Source organism: Pseudonocardia sulfidoxydans NBRC 16205, assembly GCF_007989085.1.
GTDB lineage: Bacteria > Actinomycetota > Actinomycetes > Mycobacteriales > Pseudonocardiaceae > Pseudonocardia > Pseudonocardia sulfidoxydans.
On the sequence record NZ_BJVJ01000096.1, the window covers coordinates 1 to 19,072 of the forward strand.

The following is a 19,072-nucleotide window of genomic DNA, read 5'->3' on the forward strand; positions in this document are numbered from 1 at the left end:
CATCCGGCTGGTGCCGTAGCGCTCGCACAGCTCCTGCTGGCCCACCCGCGTCCCGGATCTCAGACGGCCGTACAGGATGTCGCTGCGGACGACGTTGGCGATCTGTCGTCCCAGCGGCACCCGGCTGACCTTCGCCCCCGGCACCGTCTCGGTCGAGAGGTCAAGCGTGCTCACGACGAACTCCCACCCTGATAGTGATTCGTATACCGTACGCAGCTTAACGCCAACGTTGCCCCTCGTCATCGCGGAGATGCGTGGCGTGGGTCCCGACTTCCGGACTTGACAGAGTGTGCCGCAGCTTCGTAGGTTTCGAATACGGGATACCGTTTCGACGAGGAGGTGAGCCGGTGACCGAGGCGATCTCGCACGGCAGCCGGGTGGCCGACATCGCCGCCCGGCGCCCCGAGGAGACCGCGATCGTGCTGCTCGACGGGGCGGACACCGTGGAGACGATGACCTGGCGGGCGCTCGACGAACGGTCGAACCGGGCCGCCCGTGCCTTCGCCCGCCGCGGCGTCGAGCGGGGCTCCTTCGTCGGGATCTCCTTCCCCAACTCGATCGAGCACTACGTCGCCGCCCTCGGCGCGTGGAAGCTCGGCGCCTGCGCGATGCCGGTGCGCCCCACGGTGCCCGACCGCGAGCGCGTCGCGCTGCTCGCCGTGCGCACGCCCGAGCTGATGGTCGGCGGCTGGCCGGCACCCTGCCCGGTGCTCGGCTCCCGCGAGTTCGACGGTGCGCTCGACGCGGAGTCACCCGACCCGCTGCCCGACGTCGTCTCCTGCCCCGGACGCGCGACCACCAGCGGCGGGACGACCGGCCTGCCGAAGCTCATCGTCGACCGCAGGCCCTGGTCGGCCGTGCCGCACGAGTACTCGGCGTCCAAGGTCGGGCGGATCGGCTTCGGGTACGGCCGGCGACACCTCGTCGTCGGGGCGCTCTACCACACCGTGGGCTTCTTCTTCTCCCATCGCGGGCTGTTCGAGGAGCACACGCTGTTCGTGATGCGCCGGTTCGACCCGGGCGCCGCGCTGGCCGCGATCGAGCGGCACGGCATCCAGTTCACCGTCGCGGTCCCGACCATGCTGCGCCGGATGGCCCGCCATCCCGCCGTGACCACGGCCGACCTGTCGTCGGTCGAGGCGGTCCTGCACACCGGTGGCGCGTGCCCGCCCGACGTCAAGCGCTTCTGGATCGAGCGGCTGGGCCCCGAGCGGGTCTTCGAGTCCTACGGTTCGACCGAGTCGGCCGGCTCGGCGACGTGCCGGGGTGACGAATGGCTGGCCCGTCCGGGCACGGTCGGCCGTGGCGGACCCGACTGCGAGATCCGCATCCTCGACGAGCACGGGAACGCCTGCCCGCCGGGGACGGTCGGGGAGATCCACTTCGCCACCGCGGGCCCGCCCGCGTTCCACTACCTCGGCGGGCACGAGCCCCGCACGGCTCCCGACGGGTCGGTGAGCATCGGCGACCTCGGGCATCTCGACGACGACGGCTACCTGTTCATCGCCGACCGGCGCACGGACATGATCGTCAGTGGCGGGGTGAACGTGTACGCGAGCGAGGTCGAAGCGGCCCTGCTGGAGCATCCGGACGTCAGTGACGCCGTGGTCATCGGGCTGCGGGACGCCGAATGGGGCCGTCGCGTGCACGCGTTGCTCGTGCCGGGGGAGCGGCGCCCGACCGACTCCCAGCTGGTGCTCCACTGCCGTGAGCGGCTCGCGGCGCCCAAGGTGCCCAAGACGTTCGAGTGGCTGCCGGAGCTGCCGCGCGACGACGTCGGCAAGATCCGGCGGCCGGCTCTGGTCGTCGAGCGCGAGGTCGGGGAGCGCACCGCATGAACCTCCTCGACGCCGTCGCGATCGACGTCCACGCCCACGTCACGCGGCCCACGCCCGTGCAGGATGCCACCGCGGGAGCGGTCGAACCCGGCAACGAGGTGCGGACGGGACGGGCGGTGACCGTCGACGACGTGGCGGCCCACTACCGCGCGCGCCGGATGGTGGCGGTGGTGTTCCCCGTGGACACCGAGACGGTGTCGGGGCGCCGCCCGATCCCCAACGACGACGTCGTCGAGGGGGCGCTGCGCCACCCCGACGTGCTCATCCCGTTCGCGAGCGTCGATCCGTGGAAGGGTCGGGTCGCGCTCGACGAGGTGGACCGGCTCATCGCGGCCGGTCACGTGCGCGGGTTCAAGTTCCACCCGTCGACCCAGGCCTTCTTCCCCGACGACCGCCGGTTCTACCCGCTGTACGAGCGGATCGCCGGGGCGGGCCTGCGCATCGTGTTCCACACCGGGCAGACCGCGATCGGGGCCCGCACGCCGGGCGGCGGCGGGATCAAGCTGAAGTACTCGAACCCGATGCACATCGACGACGTCGCGGCCGACTTCCCGGAGCTCACGATCCTGATGGCCCACCCGTCGGTGCCGTGGCAGGACGAGGCGCTGGCGATCGCGGGTCACAAGGCGAACGTGTACATCGACCTGTCGGGATGGTCGCCGAAGTACTTCCCGCCCCAGCTCGTCCAGCAGGCCAACACCGTCCTGAAGGACAAGGTGCTGTTCGGGAGCGACTACCCGATGCTCGCGCCGGACCGCTGGCTCGAGGACTTCGAGACCGCCGGGTTCCGGGACTCGGTGCGGTCGTTGCTGCTCAAGGAGAACGCCGTCCGGTACCTGGGCCTGCAGGCCTGAGGCCGGTCGTCCCCAGTAAAGGAGCTGATCGTTGCCAGCCTGTCGAATAAATTCTATTCTCGGCGCCTGCGTCCGGCCGACAGGTCGCGCGTCCCGCCTGGACGAGGGAGCGACAGCATGACCGACCGGTCCCTGCGCGGGACGGCGGCGCTCGTGGGCGTTGCCGATGCCGTGTCGCCGACCGGCGAGCTCGACACGTTCGGGTTCGAGCTCGAGGCGCGGATGATCCGGGAGGCGCTCGCCGACGCGGGGCTGCGCCCGTCCGATGTCGACGGTCTGTGCTGCGCGGCGCCACCGTCGGCACTCGCCGAGTACCTCGGCATCCGTCCGCGCTTCTACGAGGGCACCGCCATCGGCGGCTCGAGCTTCGAGATCCACGTCGAGCACGCGGCGGCGGCCATCGCCGCCGGCCTCTGCGAGGTCGTCGTCGGCGTCTACGAGGCGACGCCGCGCAGCGACCGCAGGCACGGCCGCACCCGCGGCGGCGCGTACCCGCCCCGGCCCGCCGCCGAGTGGGAGGCCGGCTACGGGCTGCGCGAGCCCATGGGCGCCTACGCGCTCGCCGCGAGCAGGCACATGGCCACGTACGGCACGACGTCCGAGCAGCTCGCGCAGATCGCCGTCGACACCCGGCGGTGGGCCGAGCTCAACCCGCGGGCGCGCCACCGCGCTCCGCTGACGATCGTTGAGGTGCTCGACTCCCCGATGCAGGCGTCGCCGTTGCACCTGCTCGACTGCTGCCTGGTCACCGACGGTGCGGGGGCGTTCGTGCTGACCTCGGCCGACCGGGCCCGCGACCTGGCGCGGCCGCCGGTCTACCTCCTCGGCGCGGCCACCTACGCCGACCACGGGCAGTCGATGTCGCAGATGCCCGACCTGACGACGACCGCCGGCGCCGTGTCCGGTCCCGCCGCGTTCGCCATGGCGGGGATCAAGCCGGACGACGTCGACGTCCTGATGGGGTACGACAGCTTCACCATCACGACGTTGCTGCATCTCGAGGATCTCGGGTTCTGCGCCAAGGGCGAGGGCGGCGCCTTCGCCGAGGACGGCAGGCTCGGCCCGGGCGGGGCGCTGCCGACCAACACCAACGGCGGCGGCCTGTCCTACACCCACCCCGGCCAGTACGGGATGTTCCTGATCGTCGAGGCGGTCCGGCAGCTCCGCGGCGAATGCGGCGCGCGGCAGGTCGCGGACCCGACGATCGCGGTCGCCCACGGATCGGGCGGCAACCTCTCGACGATGGCCACCCTCGTCCTCGGCACGGAGGCGGCGCGATGAAGCTGCTCGAACCCCCGGTCTCGGACTACTCGACGGTGTTCTGGGACGCCACGCGCGAGGAGCGGCTGCTGCTGCCGTACTCCGGCGACAGGCCGTTCTGGTACCCCCGCGCCGTCGCCCCCGCGCACCTCGACGGCGACGGCGAGGTCGACTGGCGGCCCGCCGCCGGGACCGGGGAGGTCTACGCGGTCACGGTCGTGCACCGCCCCGGCCCGGGACGCGCGGCCGAGGACGGGCCCTATGCCGTCGCGCTCGTCGAGCTCGCCGAGGGCGTGCGCATGCTGACCAACGTCGTCGGCTGCCCGCCGGAGGACGTCGTCGTCGGCATGCCCGTGCGGGTGTGCTGGCACGAGCTGTCCGACGGTCGCAAGCTCCCGATGTTCACGCCGGCCTGACGCCGCACCGACACGAAGAGGAACTCCTGATGGTGATGGAGATCGATCTCGGTCCGCGGGCCCGCGCGTTCCGCGACGAGCTACGCGGTTGGCTGGAGGCCAACCGCCCCGACTACGACTTCCCGCCCGGTGGCGAGCGCTCGATGATCCTGAGCGGCTCACCCGAGGTGACCGCGTGGGCGGAGAAGATGCACGAGGCCGGCTACATGTGCGTCGGCTGGCCCGAGGAGTACGGCGGGCGCGGCCTGTCGGCCGTCGAGGTCGCCGTGATGAACGAGGAGTTCGCGCGGGCCGACGTGCCGCGGGTGACGCGGGGGATGGGCGAGTCGCTGGTCGGGCCGTCGATCATCGCGCACGGCACCCCGGAGCAGAAGGCGTACTTCCTGCCGCGCATCATCGACGGCACCGACCGCTACTGCCAGGGCTTCTCCGAGCCCGACGCGGGATCGGACCTCGCGTCGCTGCGCACGCGCGGCGTCGTCGACGGTGACGAGATCGTGATCACCGGCCAGAAGGTGTGGACCTCCGGTGCCACCGGCTGCAACACGATCTTCATCCTCTGCCGCACCGATCCCGACGCGTCGAAGCACAAGGGCATCTCCTACGTCATCGCACCCATGACGTTGCCCGACGGTTCGCCCAACGGGATCGAGCTGCGGCCGATCCGGCAGATCAACGGCGCCAGCGGGTTCACCGAGACGTTCGTGAGCGGGATGCGGGCGCCGCTGTTCAACGTGATCGGCGGGCTCAACGACGGGTGGCGGGTCACGATGACCACCCTCGGCAACGAGCGCGGCGGCCATGCCACCACCCAGCACCTCCCGTTCGAGAAGCAGTTCTGGAAGCTCGTCGAGGAGGCGCGGCGCCGCGGCGTGGTCACCGACCCGCTGGTGCGCCAGAAGCTCGCCTGGTCCTACACGCACACCGAGATACTGCGCTACCAGGGGCTGCGCACCATGGCGGAGCTGGCGGCGGGCAAGGAGATCGGGCCGCAGGTGTCGCTCAACAAGATGTTCTGGTCGGAGTACGCCCGCGACGTCGGGTCCTGGGGCCTGCACCTGCGCGGCGCCGACGGGATGATCCGTCCCGGTGTCCCGGACGGTAGCGACGACTACGACGTCGACTACTGGCAGGAGGAGTTCTTCCGGCACCGCGGCAGCGTGATCTGGGGCGGTACCGCGGAGGTGCAGCGCAACATCGCCGCGGAGCGCGTACTGGGAATGCCGAAGGAACCACGCCTGGACAAGGCCCCGCGATGACGACGTCCGGTGATGCGGAGGAGTACCTGCACGCGTCGGCGACGGGGACGACGCTGTCGTTCTGGGCGGCGCGCCGGCCCGACGTGCCCGCCGTGACCGCGCCCGACGGCGAGCGTTCCTTCGCCGCGCTCGACGCCGAGGCCAACCGCGTCGCGCGCGTCCTGCGACGGGCGGGACTCGTCCCGGGGGATGCCGTCGCGGTCCTGCTGCCCAACCGGTGCGAGCTCGCCGTGGTCTACTACGCGGCGCTGCGGGCCGGGTTGCGCTTCGTGCCGGTCAACCGGCACCTCGCGGCCGACGAGGTGCACTACGTCGTGGACGACTGCGAGGCTCTCGCCGTGGTCGCCGACCACCGCTTCGCCGAGGTGGCCGACGCCGCGACGGCCCCGATCGGGCGGCTGCGGCTGCGGCTGTCGGTCGGGGGCGCGATCCCGGGCTTCCGGCCGCTCGCGGAGGCGGCGGCCGCGGAGAGCCCGCAGGCGCTGCCCGACCCGGTCCGGGGGCGTTGGATGTTCTACACGTCGGGAACGACGGGGCGGCCGAAGGGCGTCGTCCGGGACCTGCCGCCACCCAGCGCGGACGGCATGGGCGGCAACACGAACCGACCCGGCGAGGTCACCCCCGAGGAGATGGCGCGTGCCGGGATCCCCGACCAGCGCATGGAGCCGGGAGTCTCGCGCCACCTGTGCACGGGGCCGCTCTACCACGCGGGCCCGCTCAACGTCTCGCTCACGGTTCCCCTCGCGGCGGGTGTCGGCGTCGTGCTGATGGACGACTGGTCGCCCGAGGAGACGCTGCGGCTGATCGCGGAGCACCGGATCACGCACTCGCACATGGTCCCCACCATGTTCACCCGGCTGCTCGCGCTCGACGAGCACGTGCGGGACGCGGCCGACGTGTCGAGCCTGCGGTACGTCTGGCACGGTGCCGCGCAGTGCCCGGTCTCGCTGAAGAAGGCGATGATCGACTGGTGGGGTCCGGTGCTGCTGGAGTACTACGCGGCGACCGAGGGGTCGGTCACCTACGTCTCGAGCGAGGACTGGCTGCGCAGGCCCGGCACGGTGGGCCGGCCGACGAGTCCGGACAAGGTGCTGATCCTCGACGAGGACGGCGAGCCGCTCCCGCCCGGACACGCCGGCACGATCTGGATCAAGGCGCCCGCGCAGCGCTTCTCCTACCTGAAGAGCCCGGAGAAGACCGCCGGCAGCTACCGCGGGGACCACTACACCCTCGGCGACATCGGCTACCTCGACGAGGACGGGTTCCTCTTCCTCACCGACCGGGTCGCGGACCTGATCATCACCGGCGGCGTCAACGTCTACCCGGCCGAGGTCGAGGCCCGGCTGACGACCCATCCGGCCGTGCGCGACGTCGCGGTCCTGGGCGTGCCCGACCCCGAGTGGGGCGAGCGCGTGATCGCCGTCGTCGAACCCGTGGCCGGGACGCCCACGGCCGACGACGCCCTGGCCGCCGACCTCATCCACTTCTGCCGGACGCACATCGCGCACTTCAAGTGCCCCAAGGAAGTCCACTTCGTCACCGCACTACCCCGAACCGATGCCGGGAAGCTGCCCAAACGTGAGCTGCGCGAGAGATACCGCGCCCGCGCGGCAGCTGGAACTGGAGGAACGAGCCGATGAGTCTTCTGTGCGACGGCCTGGTCGCGGTCGTCACCGGCGCAGGCCGGGGTGTGGGACGTGGACACGCGCTGGAGCTCGCCCGCCAGGGCGCCCGCGTCGTCGTCAACGACATCGGGGGTGCCCTCGACGGGGACGGCGCGGACCGCGGTCCCGCGCAGGCCGTCGTCGACGAGATCCGCGCGCTCGGCGGGGAGGCGGTCGCCGACACCGGGGACGTGGCGGACTGGACGGACGCGCAGGCGATGATCGGGCGCGCCGTCGACACGTTCGGACGACTCGACATCCTCGTGAACAACGCGGGCAACCTGCGCGACCGGATGCTCGTGAACATGTCCGAGGCCGAGTGGGACGCGGTGATCCGGGTCCACCTCAAGGGCACGTTCGCGCCGCTGCACTTCGCCGCGGTGCACTGGCGCGCCCAGCACAAGGCGGGCGAGCCGGTGGCGGCGAGCGTCGTCAACACGACGTCGACATCGGGGCTGTTCGCCAACCCCGGCCAGGGCAACTACGGCGCGGCGAAGTCGGGGATCGCGACACTGTCGATCATCGCGGCGAAGGAGCTGGGACGCTACGGCGTGCGCGTCAACGCGGTCGCCCCCGGCGGCCTGACCCGCATGACGGAGAACCTCGGGCCGCGCTACGCGACCGAGCTCGCGGCCGACTCGTGGGACGAGCGCGACCCCGAGAACGTCGCCCCGATGATCGCCTGGCTCGCGAGCCCGGAGTCCAAGGACGTGACCGGGGAGGTCTTCTACGTGACCGGCTCGAAGATCCAGTACGTCCAGCAGTGGGGGCGGGGTCCGGTCGCCGATGCCGGCCGCCGGTGGGATCCGGCCGAGCTGGGTGACGTCGTCCCCGGGCTGATCGCGCAGGGTTCGGCGTGACCGCCGGCGTGCGGTCCATGGCCGCCGACCCCGAGCTCGACGACCTGCGCGCGAGTGTGCGGCAGTTCCTCGCGAACCGGAACTCCGAGGACACCGTCCGCGCGCTGATGACGACCCACGCGGGCTACGACGAGGGCGTCTGGAAGCAGATGGCCCAGCAGCTCGGCCTGCAGGGTGTGCACATTCCCGAGGAGTACGGCGGCGCCGGGTTCGGTCACGTCGAGCTGGGCATCGTGCTGGAGGAGATGGGGCGTTCCCTGCTGGGCGGCCCGTTCTTCCCGACGGTCGTCCTCGCCGCCAACGCGCTGCTGCTCTCCGGCGACGAGCAGGCCAAGCGGCGCTGGTTGCCGCCCATCGCGGAGGGGAACCTGCTCGCGACGGTCGCGTTCACCGAGGACGCGGGGAGCTGGGACCCGGCCGTCGTCGCGACCACCGCCGTCCCGGCCGCCGGGGGCCACGAGCTCACCGGGACCAAGTCGTTCGTGCTCGACGGCCACACCGCGGGGCTGCTGCTCGTGACGGCGCGCACGGACGCCGGGGTCGGGGTGTTCGCCGTCGATGCCGACGCGCGTGGACTGACACGGACGCCGCTCAACACGCTGGACCAGACGCGCAGGCAGGCGACGGTCCGGCTCGACCGCACCCCGGCCGTCCTCGTCGGCGCCGACGGTGGCGGCACCGAGGTCCTGACCGCGGTGCTCGATCTCGCGGCCGTGGGTCTGGCCGCCGAGCAGGTCGGCGGGGCACAGCGCGTGCTCGACATGGCCGTGGAGTACGCGAAGGTCAGGGTCCAGTTCGGCCGCCCGATCGGGTCGTTCCAGGCCATCAAGCACAAGTGCGCCGAGGTGCTCGTCGAGGTCGAGTCGGCCCGCGCGGCGATGCAGTACGCGCTGTGGTGCGCCGACGAGCACAACGGGGAGCTGCCCGTCGTCGCCTGCCTGGCGAAGGCCTACTGCTCGGAGACCTACTTCCGGGCCACCGCCGAGAACATCCAGGTGCACGGCGGTATCGGTTTCACCTGGGAGCACCCCGCCCACCTCTACTTCAAGCGGGCGAAGAGCTCCGAGCTCCTGTTCGGCGACGCCGCCTATCACCGCGAGCTGCTCGTCCACCGCATCGGCATCTGATCCCTGCGCTCCGGAAGGTCAGTCGACGATGACCGATCTTGCACGCCCGCCGCTCGACGACGTCGAGCGCGAGTACCTCGCGGCGGCCGCCACGGGCACCGCTCTGTCGTTCTGGGCCGCCCGCCGGCCCGCCACGACGGCTGTCACCGACACACACCGGGAGGTGTCGTTCGCCGAGCTCGACGCCGACGCCAACCGCATCGCCCGGTTGCTGCGCGACCGGGGGCTGCGTCCCGGCGACGGCATCTGTGTCCTGCTCCCCAACAGCGTGGAGCTCGTGGCGGTGTACCAGGCCGCCATTCGCACCGGGCTGCGGTTCACCCCGGTGAACTGGCACCTGACCGGCGACGAGGTGGCCTACGTCGTCGCCGACTCCGGGGCGCGGGCACTGGTCGCGCACACCCGGTTCGCGCCCGCGGCCGAGCACGTCCGGACGGCCGCGACGGACGTGCGGACGTGGCTGTCGGTCGGCGGCCCGGTGGCCGGTCACGAGCCGCTCGGCGAGGCCATCGCCCGGCACGCAGCCGACCCGGTCGAGTCGCCGTCGCTCGGGCGCTACATGTTCTACACGTCCGGTACGACGGGGCGGCCCAAGGGCGTGCTCAAGCCCGTGACCCGGCCGACCGTGCACCTCATGCACGGGACGAGTGCTCCGCAGCCGCACCTGCCGCCGCCGCGGATGCAACCGGGAATCTCGCGCCACCTGTGCACCGGCCCCCTGTACCACTCGGGGCCGCTCGGCTACGCCGCCGTGGCGCTCGGTGCGGGCGTCGGCACAGTCGTGATGGACCGCTGGTCGGCGGAGGAGACCCTGCGCCTGATCGACCTCCACCGCATCAGCCACTCGCACATGGTGCCGACGATGTTCCACCGCATGCTCGTGCTGCCCGCCGAGGTGCGGCGACGTTACGACGTGTCGAGCCTCGTCCAGGTCTGGCACGGTGCCGCACCGTGCCCGGTCGCGGTGAAGCAGGCGATGATCGACTGGTGGGGGCCGGTCCTCTGTGAGTACTACGCGGCCACCGAAGGGACCGGGACGTCGGTGTCGAGTGAGGACTGGCTGCGCAGGCCCGGGACGGTCGGTCGTGCCGAGCCGGGGCACGTCCGGATCCTCGACGACGACGGCGTCGAGCTCCCGCCCGGACACACCGGCACCATCTACCTGCGATCGCCCGAGACGGGCCGGTTCAGCTACTTCGGCAGCCCGGAGAAGACGTCGGACAGCCACCGGGGCGACCACTTCACCGTCGGCGACATCGGCCATCTCGACGAGGACGGCTACCTCTTCGTCACCGACCGCTCGGCCGACCTCATCATCTCCGGCGGGGTGAACATCTACCCGGCCGAGGTGGAGCAGGCGCTGCTGACCCACCCCGGCGTGGGGGACGTGGCCGTGATCGGCGAGCCCGACCCGGACTGGGGCGAGTCCGTGCTCGCCCTCGTCGAGCCGTCGTCGCGGGCCGGTCCCGGCTTCGCCGACGAGCTGATCGCGTTCTGCCGGGACCGCATCGCCCACTACAAGTGCCCGCGGCGCGTCGTCGTCGTGGACCGGCTGCCCCGCAACGACGCGGGAAAGATCGAGAAGCTGGTGCTGCGCGCCGAGCACCGCCGGCCGGCCGAGGAAGGAGCACAGGGATGACGAGCTCGATCATGGCCCCTCCACTGCTGGACGTCCGCGACCTGCGAACCGAGTTCACGCGGGGTAAGCGCAAGGTGCTCGCGGTGGACGGTGTCTCGTTCAGCCTGGGGGTCGGCGAGGTCCTCGGGGTCGTCGGGGAGTCCGGGTCCGGCAAGAGCGTCACGATGCTGTCGCTGATGGGCCTGGAACGGCCCACCGGCGGCTCGGTCCGGTTCGACGGTGAGGAGCTGCTGGACCTCGACGAGGCCGGGATGCGCCGGATCCGGGGCAACCGCATCGGGATGATCTTCCAGGACCCGATGAAGTCGCTGAACCCGGTGTTGACCGTGGGGCGTCAGCTGATGGAGCCGTTGCGGGTGCATCGCCAGCTCGACCGCAGAGCGGCGCGCAAGCGAGCCGTCGAGCTCCTCGCAATGGTCGGGATTCCCGGGGCGGCCCTCCGGGTCGACGACTATCCGCACCAGTTCTCCGGCGGGATGCGGCAGCGGGTCATGATCGCCATGGCGCTGAGCTGTGAGCCGGCGGTCCTCATCGCCGACGAGCCGACCACCGCCCTCGACGTCACCGTGCAGGCCCAGATCCTGGAGCTGATCGGCTCGATGCAGCGCGAGCTGGGCATGGCGGTGATCATCGTCAGCCACGACCTCGGCGTCGTCGCGGGCATGGCCGACCGGATCTGCGTGATGTACGGCGGACGGGTCGTCGAGTCGGGCCGGGTGGAGGACGTGTACGCGCTGCCGAGCCACCCGTACACCCGCGGGCTCCTCGGTTCGATCCCGCGCGTGGAGGTGGAGCGGGGGAGCCGGCTCGAGGCGATCCCGGGTTCGCCCCCGGACCTCACCAGGCTGCCCAGCGGCTGCGCGTTCCGCGACCGCTGCCGGTTCGCGACCGGCACCTGCGCGCTCGAGGCGCCCCCGCTGGTCGACGTCCCGGGCGGGGGTGGCGGCCATTCGGCCGCGTGCGTCCTCGACGTCACCCCGGAGGCCTGGCGGGCCCGGACGACGACGGCGGAGGTGGCGTGATGGCCCGGACGGCGCGTCGGCAGAAACCGGTGGCGCCGCCCCCGGTCCAGGCCGCCGGGGACCTGGTGACGATCGACGGGCTGGAGGTCGCCTTCCCGATCACCGGTGGCCTGCTCAACCGTGAGGTCGGGCGCGTGCACGCCGTCGCCGGTGTGTCGCTCTCGATCCGGGCCGGGGAGATCCTCGGGCTCGTCGGGGAGTCCGGCTGCGGCAAGACCACGCTCGGCCGCGCGCTGCTGCGGCTGTACGAGCCGACGGGAGGCCGGGTCGTCTTCGACTCCGTCGACCTCACGACGCTGCGGCCGGAGGAGCTGCGACGAACACGTCGGCACATGCAGATGGTGTTCCAGGACCCCTTCTCGAGCCTCAGCCCGCGGATGACGGTGGGCAACATCATCGCCGAGCCGATGCGGGCCCACGGCGGCGCCGACGGGCCGGACATGCGCGCCCGCGTCCTCGAGCTGCTCGATCTCGTCGGGCTCACCGCCGAGCAGGCCGAGCGGTACCCGCACGAGTTCTCCGGGGGCCAGCGGCAGCGCATCGGCATCGCCCGGGCGCTCGCGCTCAACCCGCGCTTCGTCGTCTTCGACGAGGCCGTCTCGGCGTTGGACGTGAGCATCCAGGCCCAGATCCTGAACCTCATGCTGGAGCTGCGGCGGGACCTCGACCTCACGTACCTGTTCATCAGCCACGACCTGAGCGTCGTCCGACACATCGCCGACCGCGTCGCGGTGATGTACCTGGGCCGCGTCGTCGAGCTCGCCCCCGCCGACGTGCTGTTCGCCCGGGCCGCCCACCCGTACACGCGCGCCCTGCTGTCCGCGGTGCCGGAGGCGGACCCCCTCGTCGAGAAGCAGCGCAGACGCACCGTCCTGCAGGGCGACGTCCCCAACCCCTCGGACCCCCCGAGCGGTTGCCCCTTCCACACCCGCTGCCCGCACGCCCGCGAGTCGTGCGCGCAGGCGGTCCAGGAGCTGGTGGAGATCGACGACGGACACTTCGTGGCCTGCCACCGCTGGGACGAGATCGACACCGATGCCGACCTGCGGGTTCCGGCGTACTCGGGGGGAGTGGAATGACGTCGCTCATCGGCCGCGAGCTGCGCGGCACCACCTGCGTCCTGACCTTCGACCGACCGCAGGCGCTCAACGCGCTCACCGAGGACATGGAGGCGGAGCTGCACGAAGCGCTCGACGTCGCCGAGGGCGACGACGCGGTGCGCGCCATCGTGCTGACGGGTGCCGGCCGGGCCTTCTGCACGGGCTACGAGATGGGCCCGCGACCGCCGGCGTCGTCGACGACCGAGCTGCTGCGCCGGCGTTGGGACACCTACATCCGCGGCCCGCGCAAGCTGATGCACGTCATGGAGCTCGGCAAGCCGGTGATCGCCGCGGTCAACGGGTGGGCGCTCGGCGGCGGGTTCTGGTACGCGCTGTGCGCCGACGTGACGATCGCGGGGCAGAGCGCGACGTTCGGCCAGCCCGAGGTCCGGCAGAACGCGAACTCGTCGGTGCTGTTCGCCGCGCTGGCGGGGTGGAAGAACGCACACCGCTACGCGTTGACCGGCGACCACTTCGACGCTGCGGAGGCGCTGCGGATCGGGGTGGTCAACCAGGTCGTCCCCGACGAGGAGGTGCTGACCACCGCGGTGGCGCTCGCCGACCGGATGGGTCTGCTGCCGCCCGACGCGCTGCGGATCAACAAGGCGGTCACGACACAGGGCATGTACGCGATGGGCCTGGCGAATGCGTTGTCGGCCAACGCGATGCTCTCCGTACTCGTCACCGCGGCGAAGGACGCTCCCGAGATGGCCGAGCTGACCCGGCTGCTGGCCGAGGGGGACATGCGCGCGTTCCTCACCGCCCGCGACGGCCCGTTCCTGCCCGAACCCGGCGGGCCGCGCAGCCGGCCGCGCCCGCAACCCGCCGAACCGAGGGGGTGACCGATGGGTGCCTACGTCGTCCGCCGCCTGGTGGCCGTCATCCCGATCATGCTCGGCGTCGCGCTGATCGCCTTCCTGCTGCTGCACCTCGCCCCGGGCGACCCGATCTCGCTGCTGGTCAGCAACTTCGACCAGGGAGCACCGCCGGACCTGGTGAACCAGCTGCGCGAGCGGTACGGCCTCAACGACCCGCTGTGGCTGCAGTACGTGCACTACGTGTGGGACGCCGTGCGCGGTGACCTCGGGACCTCGATCTTCACCGGTCGTCCGGTCACCCAGATGATCCTCGACGCGGCGCCGTACACCGCGGCGCTGGCCGGGGCCTCGATCGTCATCGCGGTGGTGCTGGGCGTGACGCTCGGTGTCGTCGCCGCGGTCCGCAGGGGGACCTGGTGGGACAACGCGAGCATCGGCGTCTCGCTGTTCGGCCTGTCCATCCCGCAGTTCTGGTTCGGCATGATGGCCGTACTGATCTTCGCGGTGAACCTGCACTGGTTCCCGTCGTCGGGCTCGGGCTCGTTCTCCCATCTCGTGCTGCCCGCGCTCGTGCTGGGCATCTCGGCCTCGGCCGCCATCGCCCGGCTGACCCGCTCGGCGATGCTCGAGGTGCTGGGCGAGCAGTACATCGTCACGGCGCGGGCGAAGGGCCTGCGAGAGGTGACGATCATCAGCGGGCACGCGCTGAAGAACGCCTTCATCCCGGTCCTGACGCTGATCGGCCTGCAGTTCGGCCGGCTGCTGGGCGGCACGGTGATCATGGAGACGATCTTCAACCGGCAGGGCCTCGGCACCTTGATGCTGACGTCCATCACCCGCAGCGACTTCCCGCTCCTGCAGGGAACCCTCATGGTCGTCGCGGCCGTCTACGTCCTGCTCAACATCGCCGTCGACGTCTCCTACGCGTGGTTCGACCCGAGAGTGAGGCTGTGACGGATGAGTACCTCCCTCACCCCGGAGCTGATGCCGGATCCGAAGCTGCCGGTCACCGCCGAACCGGAGGTCGTGCCCGCACGGGGGACGAGCCCCGGGCGCGCGAAGCTCCTGGCCTTCCTGCGGCATCGCGGGACGTGGATCGGTGGCTCGTTGCTGGTGGTGTTCCTGCTGATGGCGGCGCTGGCGCCGCTGCTCGCGCCGTACGACCCGCTCGCGGTGAACGCCGACGTGGGACTCACCGCGCCGTCGTGGGCGCACCCGATGGGGACCGACGACTTCGGTCGCGACATCCTGTCGCGGGTCGTCTACGGAAGCCGTCTGTCGCTCGTCGTCGGCTTCTCGTGCGTGGCGATCTCGGCGGTCGTGGGGACGTTGATCGGCCTGCTCGCCGGCTACTTCCGCGGGCCGACCGACTCGGTCCTGATGCGGGTCATGGACGTGCTGCTGGCGTTCCCGGGGCTCGTACTGGCGCTCGCGCTGGCGGCCGTGATGGGCCGGGGCATGCTGAGCGTGATCGTCGCGGTCGGCGTGGCCGGGGTGCCGACCTTCGCCCGCGTGACGCGTGGGGCCGTGCTGGGCGTCGTCAACACCGACTACGTGCTGGCCGCCCGCGCGGTCGGGTGTCGTTCGACGTGGATCCTGCGACGGCACATCCTGCCCAACGTCGTCGCTCCCGTGATCGTCATGACGACGCTCTACCTCGCCTACGCGGTGCTCTACGCGGCGTCGATCAGCTTCCTCGGCGTCGGGGTGCAGCCGCCGACGGCCGAATGGGGCGCGATGACCAACGCCGGCCGTGGGGTGCTCGTGCAGGGCTGGTGGGTGAGCACCTTCCCGAGCGTCATGATCATGCTGTTCGTCCTCGCCGTGAACGTGATGGGCGACTCGCTGCGCGACGCGCTCGACTCGAAGCTGCGGAGGAGTTGATGTCGCTCCCGTGGCGATGAACGCGCCCGCCGACGACGACCCCGGGCGGAGCAGCCTGAGGCTGCTGCTCGACCCGGTGTACGGCCCGTACTTCGTCGGCAACCTCTTCGCGGCGACGGGCATCTGGCTCTACACGGTGACCGCCGCCGTGCTGGTGTACCAGCACACCGGCTCGGTCGTGTGGGTCGGGCTCACGGGCGCGGTGACGTTCGCGGGGTCGCTCGTGCTCGCGCCGTGGGCCGGTGTGCTCTCGGACCGGACCGACCGCCGCAGGCTGCTGATCCTCGGCCGCACCCTCTCCGCACTCAGCTGTGGCGGTCTGGCGCTGTGGATCGGCATCGTCGGCGACGGCTCGACCGGTCCGTGGCCCATCCTGGTCGCGTCGGCGCTGCTGGGTGTGTCGTCGGGGCTCACGTCGCCGGCGCAGATGGCGATCGTGCCGCACCTCGTGCCCGCGCCCGACCTGCACCAGGCGGTCGCGCTCGGGTCGGTGACGTGGAACATCGCGCGGGCGGTCGGGCCGGCGCTCGGCGCCGCGATCACCGGTTCGTTGGGCGCGGTGGCGGCCTGCTGGTTCACCTGCGCCGGTTACGCGATGTTCGTGCTCGTCATGTTGTTCCTGCGCCTGGACGAACCGCGTCGCGACGGGGACGAGGGCGACACCGGCAGCTTCCGGGAGGGGTTGCGCTTCGTGCGGGGGCGTCCCGACGTCTCCCGCGCGCTCTGGGCCGTCGCCGCGCTGAGCCTGGCCGTCGATCCCGTCATCACCGTGACGCCCTCGCTCGCCCGCACCCTCGGGGCCTCGGACACGTTCGTGGGCGTCCTGGGTTCGGCATTCGGCGCCGGCTCGGTCGTCGCCATCGTGGCACTGCGTCCGCTGCGCCGCAGGTGGGGCCTGCGGCGAACGGGTGCGGTGGGTGCCGTCGTGGTGGCCCTGGGCATGTTCGGTGTGGGTGTCGGGCCGACGGCCTGGGCCGCGTCGGTCGCCGCCTTCGTCGGTGGCCTGGGGCTGCTGGCTGCCTCGTCGTCGCTGACGAGCCAGCTCCAGCAGGACGTTCCGGAGGTGTTCCGCGGCCGCGTCATGGCGCTGTGGGGTGTCGCGTTCATGGGCACGCGTCCGCTGGCATCGCTGCTCGACGGCGCGTTGGCCGAGCTGCTGGGGCCTCGGCCGGCGATCTGCCTGATCAGTGTCACCGCGCTGGCGGCCGGCTGGTGGGCCCGGCGTGACCCGGCGGCCGGTCGCTTGACGGTGCGAACGCCGGGACCTAGTCTCGGCAAGACAGTATTCCGTATCCCAAACTGGAGGAGTGCGACCGTGACGATCTCGAAGAGCGCTCCGACGCGGGTCGCAGACAGCGACCAGATCCCCGAAGGCGGCCGGCTGGTGGTGGACGTCGACGACCGCACGGTGGGCGTGTTCCGTTTCCAGGGTGCGCTCTACGCCTACGACAACACGTGCGCGCACCAGGGCGGACCGGTCTGCCAGGGCAGGCTGATCCCCCGGGTGGCGGAGGTGCTCGATCACGGGTCGGACCGCAACGACCTCTATTTCGACGACGGTGATCCGCACATCGTGTGCCCGTGGCACGGCTACGAGTACAGCCTGACCACCGGGCGACACGCCGGCATCGACGCGATCGGCCTCACCCGCTACGACGTCAACGAGTCGGACGGGGGCGTCTATGTCCGGATCTGACCCGTCGCACGACGTCGACCTGACCGGCGCCGTGGCCGCGGCAGGTGCCGCGGCCACGATGGAGGACACGTGCCCCCCGCCCGAGCAGGTGCGCGACCTGCTCGCCGCGGCCGTCCGGCTCTACGCCCGGTCCGACGAGCTCGGCGAGCTCGCCGAGCCGATCGACGGCACCCAGGTCACCGCGACGGAGGCGGTCACCGTCGTGGCGGCACTCATGCGCGCGCAGCACCTCAACCCGTTCGACCTGCAGCTGTGGCTCGACCGCACGCCCGACGGCCGGTGAAGGCCGCGCCGACCGAGAGGAGACATCGGATGACCCAGCTCGACGGGCGTTCCCCGGCGGCGGCACGGGTGGTGCCACGGGAGACGCAGGAGATCACCAAGTTCACCGACACCCGAGAGGTCCTCGCCAACGCGCGGCGCGACATCTCCCGCTACGGCCTCGACGACTACTTCATCGTCGACGTCGACGCGCACCACGTCGAGTCGGAGTCGTGGACCGAGGTCATCGAGTACATCGACAACCCCGTGATCCGCTACAACGCCCGGCAGAGTGCCGCGAACCAGTCGCCGAAGGTCGCGATGACCCACAGCACGCCGGGTCTGAACTGGCAGGACGCGATGGGTCGCATCCCGCACCAGTCCGGTCTCAAGGAGGAGGTCGACGACGCCTCCGTGCATCGCGACGTCACCCTGGTCCGCCGGGCTATGGACTCGATGGGGATCGACGTCCAGGTCGTGTTCCCGCAGCTGTTGCTGCAGATCGGCAACCATCCCTACCCCGACGTCGCCCAGGAACTGCTCCACGCCTACACCACCTGGATGGTCGAGACGATCCTGCCCGGTGACGACCGGATCAAGGCGTTCGTCGCGCTTCCCTTCGAGGACCCCGCGGCCTCGCTGCGGACGGTCGAGGAGTTCGCCGACGCGCCGGGAGTGCTGGGGTTCATGGTGACGAGCCAGCGGCACGCGGGGGTGTACCGCAGCGCGTACTTCCCGCTCTACCGCGAGCTCGAGCGACGCGGGATGCCGCTGGCGTTCCATGCCGGCCCGCGGCGCAACGACACGTGGTCGAGCACCATGAACCGGTTCCTGTCCGTGCACGCACTGTCGTTCGTCACGTGCAACATGGCGCACCTGACGAACTGGGTGATCAACGGGATCCCGGAGCGCTTCCCCGGTCTCAAGGTCATCTGGGTGGAGAGCGGCCTCGCCTGGGTGCCGTTCATGATGCAGCGCCTCGACCACTCGTACCTGATGCGGCAGTCCGAGGCACCGCTGCTGCGCAAGCTGCCGAGCGACTACATCCGCGACATGTACTTCACGGCCCAGCCCATGGAGGCCGACGACCTGACCCTGCTCGAGTCGACGTTCCGGGCGATGGACGCGGAGAACCAGCTGCTGTACTCGTCGGACTGGCCGCACTGGGACTTCGACACCCCCGGTCGCATCGCGGGGCTGCCGTTCCTCACCGAGACGGCACGTCGCAACATCCTGGGGGAGAACGCCCGCAAGCTCTTCGGGCTGTGACCCGGGGCCGGTACCCCGGTCAGCGGAACTCGACGCCCACCGACTCCAGGTGGGTGATGAGGTCGTCGCCCGCGGCGATGACGTGGCGTTTCATCAGGCGCTCTG

At 71.4% G+C, this 19,072-nt stretch carries 17 protein-coding genes; all 17 read left to right on the forward strand.

Annotation, left to right across the window (positions count from 1 at the left end; genetic code table 11):
• Positions 1-347: 347 nt before the first annotated feature.
• The 17 genes from PSU4_RS27540 to PSU4_RS27620 all read left to right on the forward strand — a co-directional run bounded on the left by PSU4_RS27540 (position 348) and on the right by PSU4_RS27620 (position 18,967).
• On the forward strand, positions 348-1,838 hold the full coding sequence (locus PSU4_RS27540; RefSeq protein WP_186817220.1) for an AMP-binding protein: 1,491 nt from the start codon (positions 348-350) through the stop codon (positions 1,836-1,838).
• The gene (locus tag PSU4_RS27545) at positions 1,835-2,692 is read left to right on the forward strand and encodes an amidohydrolase family protein (RefSeq protein WP_147114740.1); all 858 of its coding nucleotides are present in this window, start codon (positions 1,835-1,837) and stop codon (positions 2,690-2,692) included. The genes PSU4_RS27540 and PSU4_RS27545 overlap by 4 nt, the downstream gene beginning before the upstream one ends.
• A gap of 117 nt (positions 2,693-2,809) precedes the next feature.
• A complete protein-coding gene (locus PSU4_RS27550; RefSeq protein ID WP_147114743.1) occupies positions 2,810-3,973 on the forward strand; it encodes an acetyl-CoA acetyltransferase in 1,164 nt (387 codons plus the stop codon).
• Complete coding sequence (locus tag PSU4_RS27555; protein WP_147114746.1) at positions 3,970-4,368, forward strand: Zn-ribbon domain-containing OB-fold protein; 399 nt, start codon at positions 3,970-3,972, stop codon at positions 4,366-4,368. The genes PSU4_RS27550 and PSU4_RS27555 overlap by 4 nt, the downstream gene beginning before the upstream one ends.
• 29 nt (positions 4,369-4,397) lie before the next feature.
• On the forward strand, positions 4,398-5,627 hold the full coding sequence (locus PSU4_RS27560; protein WP_222596418.1) for an acyl-CoA dehydrogenase family protein: 1,230 nt from the start codon (positions 4,398-4,400) through the stop codon (positions 5,625-5,627).
• On the forward strand, positions 5,624-7,267 hold the full coding sequence (locus PSU4_RS27565; protein ID WP_147114750.1) for an AMP-binding protein: 1,644 nt from the start codon (positions 5,624-5,626) through the stop codon (positions 7,265-7,267). The genes PSU4_RS27560 and PSU4_RS27565 overlap by 4 nt, the downstream gene beginning before the upstream one ends.
• A complete protein-coding gene (locus PSU4_RS27570) occupies positions 7,264-8,151 on the forward strand; it encodes an SDR family oxidoreductase (RefSeq protein WP_147114753.1) in 888 nt (295 codons plus the stop codon). Before PSU4_RS27565 ends, PSU4_RS27570 begins: the two co-directional genes overlap by 4 nt.
• A gap of 17 nt (positions 8,152-8,168) precedes the next feature.
• Positions 8,169-9,278, forward strand: a complete 1,110-nt coding sequence (locus tag PSU4_RS27575; protein WP_147114781.1) for an acyl-CoA dehydrogenase family protein — start codon at positions 8,169-8,171, stop codon at positions 9,276-9,278.
• Between the two features lie 28 nt (positions 9,279-9,306).
• Positions 9,307-10,917 (forward strand): AMP-binding protein, encoded by a 1,611-nt coding sequence (locus PSU4_RS27580; RefSeq protein ID WP_147114756.1) that lies wholly within the window; start codon positions 9,307-9,309, stop codon positions 10,915-10,917.
• Positions 10,914-11,939 (forward strand): ABC transporter ATP-binding protein, encoded by a 1,026-nt coding sequence (locus tag PSU4_RS27585; RefSeq protein ID WP_246115390.1) that lies wholly within the window; start codon positions 10,914-10,916, stop codon positions 11,937-11,939. The genes PSU4_RS27580 and PSU4_RS27585 overlap by 4 nt, the downstream gene beginning before the upstream one ends.
• Complete coding sequence (locus tag PSU4_RS27590; RefSeq protein ID WP_147114759.1) at positions 11,939-13,018, forward strand: ABC transporter ATP-binding protein; 1,080 nt, start codon at positions 11,939-11,941, stop codon at positions 13,016-13,018. The genes PSU4_RS27585 and PSU4_RS27590 overlap by 1 nt, the downstream gene beginning before the upstream one ends.
• Positions 13,015-13,881 (forward strand): enoyl-CoA hydratase/isomerase family protein, encoded by an 867-nt coding sequence (locus PSU4_RS27595; protein WP_147114762.1) that lies wholly within the window; start codon positions 13,015-13,017, stop codon positions 13,879-13,881. The genes PSU4_RS27590 and PSU4_RS27595 overlap by 4 nt, the downstream gene beginning before the upstream one ends.
• Before the next feature lie 3 nt (positions 13,882-13,884).
• Positions 13,885-14,811, forward strand: a complete 927-nt coding sequence (locus PSU4_RS27600) for an ABC transporter permease (RefSeq protein ID WP_147114765.1) — start codon at positions 13,885-13,887, stop codon at positions 14,809-14,811.
• Between the two features lie 3 nt (positions 14,812-14,814).
• Positions 14,815-15,741: an ABC transporter permease gene (locus PSU4_RS27605; RefSeq protein WP_147114767.1), complete on the forward strand. Its 927-nt coding sequence runs from the start codon at positions 14,815-14,817 to the stop codon at positions 15,739-15,741.
• A gap of 16 nt (positions 15,742-15,757) precedes the next feature.
• A complete protein-coding gene (locus PSU4_RS27610) occupies positions 15,758-17,437 on the forward strand; it encodes an MFS transporter (RefSeq protein ID WP_246115391.1) in 1,680 nt (559 codons plus the stop codon).
• Entirely contained in the window at positions 17,424-17,720 is a 297-nt protein-coding gene (locus PSU4_RS27615; protein WP_147114773.1) for a hypothetical protein, read from the forward strand. Before PSU4_RS27610 ends, PSU4_RS27615 begins: the two co-directional genes overlap by 14 nt.
• 29 nt (positions 17,721-17,749) lie before the next feature.
• Positions 17,750-18,967 (forward strand): amidohydrolase family protein, encoded by a 1,218-nt coding sequence (locus PSU4_RS27620; RefSeq protein WP_147114776.1) that lies wholly within the window; start codon positions 17,750-17,752, stop codon positions 18,965-18,967.
• Positions 18,968-19,072 lie beyond the last annotated feature (105 nt).

What these genes read in the sequence shown, in the direction of transcription:
- PSU4_RS27545 (WP_147114740.1), top strand. Translation starts at nt 1,835, where the DNA reads ATGAACCTCCTCGACGCCGTCGCGATCGACGTCCACGCCCACGTCACG.
- PSU4_RS27560 (WP_222596418.1), top strand. Translation starts at nt 4,398, where the DNA reads ATGGTGATGGAGATCGATCTCGGTCCGCGGGCCCGCGCGTTCCGCGAC.
- PSU4_RS27620 (WP_147114776.1), top strand. Translation starts at nt 17,750, where the DNA reads ATGACCCAGCTCGACGGGCGTTCCCCGGCGGCGGCACGGGTGGTGCCA.
- PSU4_RS27615 (WP_147114773.1), top strand. Translation starts at nt 17,424, where the DNA reads ATGTCCGGATCTGACCCGTCGCACGACGTCGACCTGACCGGCGCCGTG.
- PSU4_RS27590 (WP_147114759.1), top strand. Translation starts at nt 11,939, where the DNA reads ATGGCCCGGACGGCGCGTCGGCAGAAACCGGTGGCGCCGCCCCCGGTC.
- PSU4_RS27570 (WP_147114753.1), top strand. Translation starts at nt 7,264, where the DNA reads ATGAGTCTTCTGTGCGACGGCCTGGTCGCGGTCGTCACCGGCGCAGGC.
- PSU4_RS27555 (WP_147114746.1), top strand. Translation starts at nt 3,970, where the DNA reads ATGAAGCTGCTCGAACCCCCGGTCTCGGACTACTCGACGGTGTTCTGG.
- PSU4_RS27605 (WP_147114767.1), top strand. Translation starts at nt 14,815, where the DNA reads ATGAGTACCTCCCTCACCCCGGAGCTGATGCCGGATCCGAAGCTGCCG.
- PSU4_RS27580 (WP_147114756.1), top strand. Translation starts at nt 9,307, where the DNA reads ATGACCGATCTTGCACGCCCGCCGCTCGACGACGTCGAGCGCGAGTAC.
- PSU4_RS27585 (WP_246115390.1), top strand. Translation starts at nt 10,914, where the DNA reads ATGACGAGCTCGATCATGGCCCCTCCACTGCTGGACGTCCGCGACCTG.
- PSU4_RS27565 (WP_147114750.1), top strand. Translation starts at nt 5,624, where the DNA reads ATGACGACGTCCGGTGATGCGGAGGAGTACCTGCACGCGTCGGCGACG.
- PSU4_RS27610 (WP_246115391.1), top strand. Translation starts at nt 15,758, where the DNA reads ATGAACGCGCCCGCCGACGACGACCCCGGGCGGAGCAGCCTGAGGCTG.
- PSU4_RS27600 (WP_147114765.1), top strand. Translation starts at nt 13,885, where the DNA reads ATGGGTGCCTACGTCGTCCGCCGCCTGGTGGCCGTCATCCCGATCATG.
- PSU4_RS27575 (WP_147114781.1), top strand. Translation starts at nt 8,169, where the DNA reads ATGGCCGCCGACCCCGAGCTCGACGACCTGCGCGCGAGTGTGCGGCAG.
- PSU4_RS27595 (WP_147114762.1), top strand. Translation starts at nt 13,015, where the DNA reads ATGACGTCGCTCATCGGCCGCGAGCTGCGCGGCACCACCTGCGTCCTG.
- PSU4_RS27550 (WP_147114743.1), top strand. Translation starts at nt 2,810, where the DNA reads ATGACCGACCGGTCCCTGCGCGGGACGGCGGCGCTCGTGGGCGTTGCC.